Raw genomic sequence first — 6,670 nt, forward strand, 5'->3', positions numbered from 1 at the left:
ATATCGAAATTGTCGCCTGATTGGCAGATGAAGTCACGCTCTAGGATGCACTCACTTTTTTACCGCCTGTGAATGAAATCAATGGATAAATGCCCACGTCCACATACAGTCTGAAAACTGGCATATTATCAGTACGTTGTGGGTCCAAGTTCCAATAGTGGAGTGGGTGGCCTCGGGGTTGATGCTCGAACGGCAGAACTCTACTCTGACCTATGTCTCGATTAGAGTGAAGTGCGGTTTATTTTTCAAATAGCCGGCTCAGTTAATCTGAATTTGCGCAGCGCCGGCTTGATGGTTGAGTTCTATCTAAAGGGAGCCATTTTACCAGGTGAATGTGACGTTGCCTGCGACGACCGTCGTGCTCGGTTCATCATCAAACGAAGGCTTAAGCGTAGTCCTATCTTGAGAATTAGTTCGAATGAGGCTTCGAGGGTAGGCTTGTCGGGTAGGCGTCTGAATTTTTGTCGTGCAGGCGATAATGGAGGCCATAGTGTTTTCCGATTTAGAGAACCTGTTTTTCAAGGTGAGCCAACTTTGGCGGGGTTGCGCATAAGCTGCTGTAATTATTGCAATTGTTTTACCTGGTTCCCCCTGTTCTAGGAGATACGACTCTTGTCGTGCCTCGGTTTAGATGGATGTGCTCGACTCGTTGGACCTTTGAAGTTCCCAATCTATAAAAACGCATCGATGTTTTCGATAGTGTAGCCACGCCGTTTGATTTTACAGGGTAGCCGTCGAAAATTAGGTTAAGCTATACACGGGGTGAATACATTCCATGAGAAGCTTGGACCACGAGCTAAAAGGAGCGGTCATGCGATTGGAACAGTTCCAGCAAATCATAAGACAACATTTCCAGGTCACTGACGATGTTCCAACTTCGACAGTCCTCTGCAACCATCAGCTCAGGTAGGGCTAAGTCTTTATTGTGGGGTTGAAATCCTTTTCCCCACTTATCCGTTGACTTCAATTCGAACTCGTGAGGTTCTCTTGGTAGACACAGCGGATACTCACCGGGAGGCAGCAGGTTCTCCGGTGAAGCCGGCAGTATCGGCGGCGGCGGAGCTTCCGGAGGCTGGTAACAAATAACAGACAGTCGGTGGGTCGAAAGGGGAACTATCCAATGAGCATGATAAAGTGGCGGGCTTTTTCCTGCGTGCTCTTGTTTTTAACAGCTTGTGAAAATCAGTCTGACGAGGCTCAAGCACCAACTTATTATCAGGATATTCAACCGATTCTCGAAAGCCGATGTACCGGTTGTCATTTAGAAGGTGGGATTGCGCCCTTTGCTTTGGACTCTTACGAGAGAGTCAGCACGTATGCCGATGCCGTTGCAGCTTCCGTCGCGCAAAAGACAATGCCGCCATGGCTGGCGGGTCCTGCCGATGTAGAATACTTAGCCGACCCCCAGCTTGAAGATAGCCAAGTTGAAGCCATCGTCACCTGGGCTCTTGGGGATAAAGCTGAAGGTGATTCAGGGTTGCCGGGAGCCCCGCTGCCTTCACTTCATGAAGGGCTGGAGCGGGTCGACACCACACTGCAAATGCCAGAACCCTACTCGCCGCCCCAAGGCGATGACTACCGATGTTTCCTCTTGCCCTGGGACCAGACCGAAACCACTTATGTCCGGGGCATCAATGCCGTTCCTGGCAATGAAGCTGTGGTCCACCATATTGCTGTATTCATCATTCCACCGAATTTTGTGGCATCCACTGAAAGCTGGAAAAGTGACGATGGGCAACCTGGCTATACCTGCTTTGGAGGGCCCAGTGGCAACCCTGATATCATCATTCCAACACTCCAGCTGGGAGGATGGCTACCAGGGAATCCTGGCACAAAATTTCCTAGAGGCATTGGTATAGAGGTTCAACCAGGCTCTTTGCTGGCACTTCAAATGCACTACAGCTCACCCCTGGGAGTGCCAGAACCCGACCAGACCACCTTGGAATTTGAAATTGCCAGCAGCGTTGAAAAGCGCGGCGTGTATGCACCTTGGCTCAATGTTGAGTGGGTTGGCGGCAATATGCGCATCCCATCAGGAGAAGAAATCGTCCGGCACAGTATCCGAGATGATCCTCGCATGTTTTTTGGAGCCTTCATTAGTGGTTTAAACCTCGACAATGGATTTGATATTCATGGGGCGCTTTTCCACATGCACCAGCTGGGTCAGTCTGGTCATACAAAGCTCTACAAAGAGGACGGCACCGAAACAACCGTCCTTGATATTCCAAAATGGGATTTTAATTGGCAACAAGAATACTTCCTAAAAAGCCCGGTGTCATTTCGCTCGGGGGATGAACTGGAAGTGTCATGTACTTGGAGCAATACCGCCGAGGCGCAACCATTTTTAGGCCAAGAGAGACGCCCACCCAAGGATGTAAACTGGGGCGAGCGAACTGAGGATGAAATGTGTGTGGTCAATTTATTGATCACCGAAGCAATCGATTAACTCACCCAAGCATTCAGGGTACGGACCGGTTACGGGCGAGTTAATTAACGTTCAAGCCGTATTGATTAGCCTTTTCCCTGATGCCTACCCCGGTAACGCCTCCGCGGCGATAATAGTAATTGATAAATTCCTGAGCCGTTTTCACCGATGGATTTTCCCGCATGAAAACCTCAACGGGATGAAGCTCTTCTGGTACTCGCCGTCGGGGAGACTGGTACCACCCGTATTAATTTGCGATTAGTAATTAATAGAATTGTGGGACCCAATGTTTTGTTGATGGTATCGCCTTGCTTGATCCTAGATGAACTTCGCCAACCCCTTTTAAGTCGTGACTCCCAATCGTTTCGGCCTCATCTTCTTCGAGTTGGTCGAACCGCATACAATCCTTTCTTTCCTGCTCCCTGTGCCGGCAGCTGCACTTGCTCTGCAGTCTCTCGCATTTTCAAGTTTAAACTCGCTGAGAAGGCCGGGGCCGGAGCTATTATCGTAACCGCCTACGCGAAGTTCTCTAGTCACGCACAGAACTTTGTCCTGAACCTTGCGCTGATGAAGGGCGTTAAGCGTATTGAAAAATTCACCAGAGCAGACCTTGCACGACACCTTGATTCGGGTGCGCAAGCCCTTAAACTCTGACTCGAGCTGGCATCCCTCGCTGCTCAAAAAGTCTCGGCACTGCTGCTCTGTTGCTCGCGGCGTAGGCATTAGAGGTTGTTGAACTTGTAGGACTTGAACCAATCAGCAGTTAGGATGCCGAGACTCTGCTCCATCCACACAGCCCGCACCAGACTCTTCTGTGTTGCTCTTCCAAGATACAGGCCCTCGACCCATTTTCGAACCGTGTGCAGCGCCTTCTTGTATTCCGCTAAATCCTCGGACGAGATCCCCAGGCCCTTGTCGAGATTTGCTTTTGCGCATTTTGTGGCGGTCAGGTTTTTCGACTTCATGATCGATTCCATGCCCACCTGGGTATTGTGCTCGGTCGGGAATCCAGCGACTAAAAGCTGCTGGGCTGCCTCCGTCATCCCGCCCTGCTCATCAACCCATTTCTTGAAAACCTTGTGGCCCTTTGAGCTGTAGTTGCCGTCTTTAAAGTCTTTCGAGCGTCCCATCTTAAACTCCTTCTTTCTGAATTTCTTCTTCGATTATTTCGTGGACCCATGAAGTCATCCCGGCGGGCACTATGTCCGCGATTGAGTCCAGCGTGCCGGTTCGAAGCTCGGTCCAGCTATCGCTCCCACTGCGAAAATCCGCAACGGTCTGCGCCCGACATTCATCGAACGCATGCATGAAGATTATCGGCGAAGGACCGTCTGGCTCCGCGTGGGCGCCTTGCTCTTTCTGTGTGCCTAAAAATCCCGGTGACCGTAAGTCAGGCTTAATCGAGACGCGGACATACTCGACGTCCATACAAGCGTCATAACACTCGCCGCAAAGCTTTACCGGCGCCCCAGGCTCTACGCTGGAAGCCTGATACTCACTCACACTGAAGACCGACTCGTATTCTGCGACAAGCGCATAGTCCTCATCCATTGATAAGCACTGCCAGCACTTCACGTCTCGGTCGGTAACTACTGGCATATACGCTTGCCTCGTATTTAAGAACGTTGATTCAATAAACATTTTAATCTCCTTTTGGCCTCTTTCCTCAGCCACGGTTACAAACCCAATAAGACACCGGTGTCTTATTTCTAGTTAACTCCAAGCAGCGCGGCGCCGCCCGCAAAGTGCCACCACGCGCCAAAGGCGTGGCCGCCAATCACAACGACTGCCCACAAGGGAGATCCTCGGCGCCCCTGGGACTTGTATTTCACTATTCCCCGCATTCTGTTCTCCCACCGATTACCCCGCGATTAATCAAATTCGCACCCACAGCGACGGTGTGCGCCATCGTTGTGCAGATACGGTACGAATAACCGGCATCCACCAAAGCCCCCACGGCGATTCGCTTGGATTCGCGGGAGCCGTAAGTCTTGATGCTCGCAAGTTTCCCTGCAACCAGTGTCTTCATCGCAACGAGCTGCGGCCATGTAATCTCATCTTTTCGCTTCGTGTCCATCTGAACCTCCATTCGGCCTCTGCCCTCGGCCACGGGTAAGCGGCGCCCCTGGGGGCGCCTGGGTTAATTAGCAAACTGAGCGAATTTGACTGAGCTGACAGGGAGCGAGATTCCCGAATCTTTCTGCGTCTTTCATGACGCGATTACGCACAGCCCTGCGGCGCTGAAGCATCTCATCGGTCATATATCCGCGCTCCATTTGCTCCTCTTGCAGGCAGTCACGACTAAAGTGTTTTTAGGCCCTCCGAAGATTGCACTGAAACTATCCAAAGATGCAGGTGTGTTTGTTGCCAGAGGATTAAAGCGAGTTGTTCGGCGCAGCAAGGGTATTTTGAAACGTAAGGCAGACGATTTATTCGATGCCATCAAACGAAGCGACGAGGATATCATCAGGCGCCGCGGCGATGGTTCATTGTGTCCCATTGCCACATTGCACTTTCAATATGTGCCATTGTCACCGGTTGAAGAATTTCTAAATGAGTTGAACGAGCTTGTTCTTCCGTCGGCCTATGCGCAAGGACCTTGTTCGAAAATAGGAAGATTTACGGCTGAACAACTCGCTAATCAAAGAAGGTTTCTAAATCCCGCAGGGAAATTTGTTAAGGGTGTTATGGTAGCTAGAAAACGGGGTATGTTACCAAAGCACGACAAGAACTTAGTCAAACTGGCCGAGGATCTTGAAAACATCATTGTGATGCGCAACTCTAAAGAAGAGGCTTATACTCACCTCGTGAATCAGGCAGGCAAAAAGGCGAAACCACTGCCAGTGAAAGCAAAAACCCTAAGTGCTTCAGATCCATATTTAAACAATCCAGCCAATGCAGGACTTTCTGCAGCGAATCCACAGAGCGACTCGGTACGGAAAATGTTGAAAGCAACGGATGGTATTTCAGATGATGAATTAAAGGATTTGTATCTCGACTATTTAGTAGAAATGGCAGACAAAGGTTACGCCATTGGTATACCAGGTCCTCCTAATAATAATCCACTTTTTCCATATGATGAATATTTGGAAGTTTTAAGCACCCGGAATTTAGAAGCTACCAGCGATTTAGATTGTTTGGTTCGTGATGCTAAAGGAAATGTTTTTTACAGCGATTACGACTTACATGGCGTTTACGACATGAACGGTAAATCTGCTTGGAACTTAAGTAATCAAGATGAGATGCTTGAAAAATTTGAGGAAGCTATGGAGACTGATTCTAAGAACCGGTTTGTGCAGCATAGTCCGCATGATTGTTGGCCGCTTCGATTAGACACATCAGATGCAAACAGTGGTCCCCAAATCAATGAGGGACAATCCTTAACAGTTTATGTGCCAGTTGAAGAAAACAATGTCATTCAAGAAGTGCGTAAACTGCATCTTGATACACTCGAAGACATGATTGATTTTTATACTGCTTTTGGCATTGATTGGATAAAGCTATATGGCACTGGTCGGGCTGGTAATTTTGATGGAGCACGAGCCAACTTTTGCGATGAATGAGGAAATGATGGAATTACTAAAGAGCTTCAAATCTCAGGTCGAGCGAGACAAGGTTCTTGACGAACTAAGAGAAATAGAAGTCAAGCAAGCTCAATACGAGATGATGGAAACCGAGGAGGAAACTAAAAAGTGGGAGTACTATGATGAGCTACATGACCAAGTCAAGAAAGAGTATAAGTCACGTTTACCTATTCAATCCCTTTCAGTGTGCCCGTTTTGTGGCGCGACTTTTCAGCTAGAAATGGACCCATTCGGTTATGCGGGTGATTGGTGGCGTAGGCGCCCGCTGATTAAAAATCAATGTCCGCATTATGTGGTGTTTCGCGAGGTCATCAACCTCAAGGGTCACCGGGCTCAATTGAAACCCAATTCATCAATCGATTTTGGTCCAGAAGTTCCTTATGTGATCAAGCGCTTATTCAAAATCCCCACCATGACTTGTGTCATTGCCCGCCTAGATTTGCCGTGTGGCTACACTTATTATCCCATGACTTATTTCGCTGAGAATCCTCCACCACCTCATGAGGTAAAATGCGGCGAATGGGCATCGGAATATCATGGCGGTTTTGAGGTGCTAACCGATAGTTGGCATTTTGATATCCACGCCTTTGTTGAATCAGGCCAACTTCGGTGGGCTACCATTAAAGATACCAAAGTGACGCTTCAGCCGCTTGGTGTTGAG

At 49.0% G+C, this 6,670-nt stretch carries 6 protein-coding genes; 3 read left to right on the plus strand and 3 right to left on the minus strand.

Annotated features, from left to right (window positions below; translation table 11 throughout):
- Positions 1 to 1,120: 1,120 nt before the first annotated feature.
- Positions 1,121 to 2,446 carry a monooxygenase gene (locus HOK28_06160; protein ID MBT6432657.1) on the plus strand — a complete coding sequence of 442 codons (1,326 nt, stop codon included), beginning with the start codon at positions 1,121 to 1,123 and terminating at the stop codon, positions 2,444 to 2,446.
- A gap of 701 nt (positions 2,447 to 3,147) precedes the next feature.
- Here HOK28_06160 and HOK28_06165 read toward each other — a convergent pair.
- From HOK28_06165 to HOK28_06175, 3 genes are all read right to left on the minus strand, one after another.
- Entirely contained in the window at positions 3,148 to 3,555 is a 408-nt protein-coding gene (locus HOK28_06165) for a hypothetical protein (GenBank protein MBT6432658.1), read from the minus strand.
- 1 nt (position 3,556) lies between these two features.
- Positions 3,557 to 4,066: a hypothetical protein gene (locus HOK28_06170; GenBank protein MBT6432659.1), complete on the minus strand. Its 510-nt coding sequence runs from the start codon at positions 4,064 to 4,066 to the stop codon at positions 3,557 to 3,559.
- 190 nt (positions 4,067 to 4,256) lie between these two features.
- A complete protein-coding gene (locus tag HOK28_06175; protein MBT6432660.1) occupies positions 4,257 to 4,502 on the minus strand; it encodes a hypothetical protein in 246 nt (81 codons plus the stop codon).
- Positions 4,503 to 4,587: 85 nt separating this feature from the next.
- Between HOK28_06175 and HOK28_06180 the strand changes: the two genes are divergently transcribed.
- Together HOK28_06180 and HOK28_06185 are read left to right on the plus strand one after the other, a co-directional pair.
- Positions 4,588 to 5,988 carry a hypothetical protein gene (locus HOK28_06180; protein MBT6432661.1) on the plus strand — a complete coding sequence of 467 codons (1,401 nt, stop codon included), beginning with the start codon at positions 4,588 to 4,590 and terminating at the stop codon, positions 5,986 to 5,988.
- A gap of 4 nt (positions 5,989 to 5,992) precedes the next feature.
- The coding region (locus HOK28_06185) for a hypothetical protein (GenBank protein ID MBT6432662.1) at positions 5,993 to 6,670 on the plus strand (678 nt) is incomplete at its 3' end.

Source organism: Deltaproteobacteria bacterium, from assembly GCA_018668695.1.
GTDB lineage: Bacteria > Myxococcota > XYA12-FULL-58-9 > XYA12-FULL-58-9 > JABJBS01 > JABJBS01.

Coding starts and splice junctions, on each gene's coding strand:
- HOK28_06160 (MBT6432657.1), top strand. CDS start 1,121: ATGAGCATGATAAAGTGGCGGGCTTTTTCCTGCGTGCTCTTGTTTTTA.
- HOK28_06165 (MBT6432658.1), bottom strand. CDS start 3,555: ATGGGACGCTCGAAAGACTTTAAAGACGGCAACTACAGCTCAAAGGGC.
- HOK28_06175 (MBT6432660.1), bottom strand. CDS start 4,502: ATGGACACGAAGCGAAAAGATGAGATTACATGGCCGCAGCTCGTTGCG.
- HOK28_06170 (MBT6432659.1), bottom strand. CDS start 4,066: ATGTTTATTGAATCAACGTTCTTAAATACGAGGCAAGCGTATATGCCA.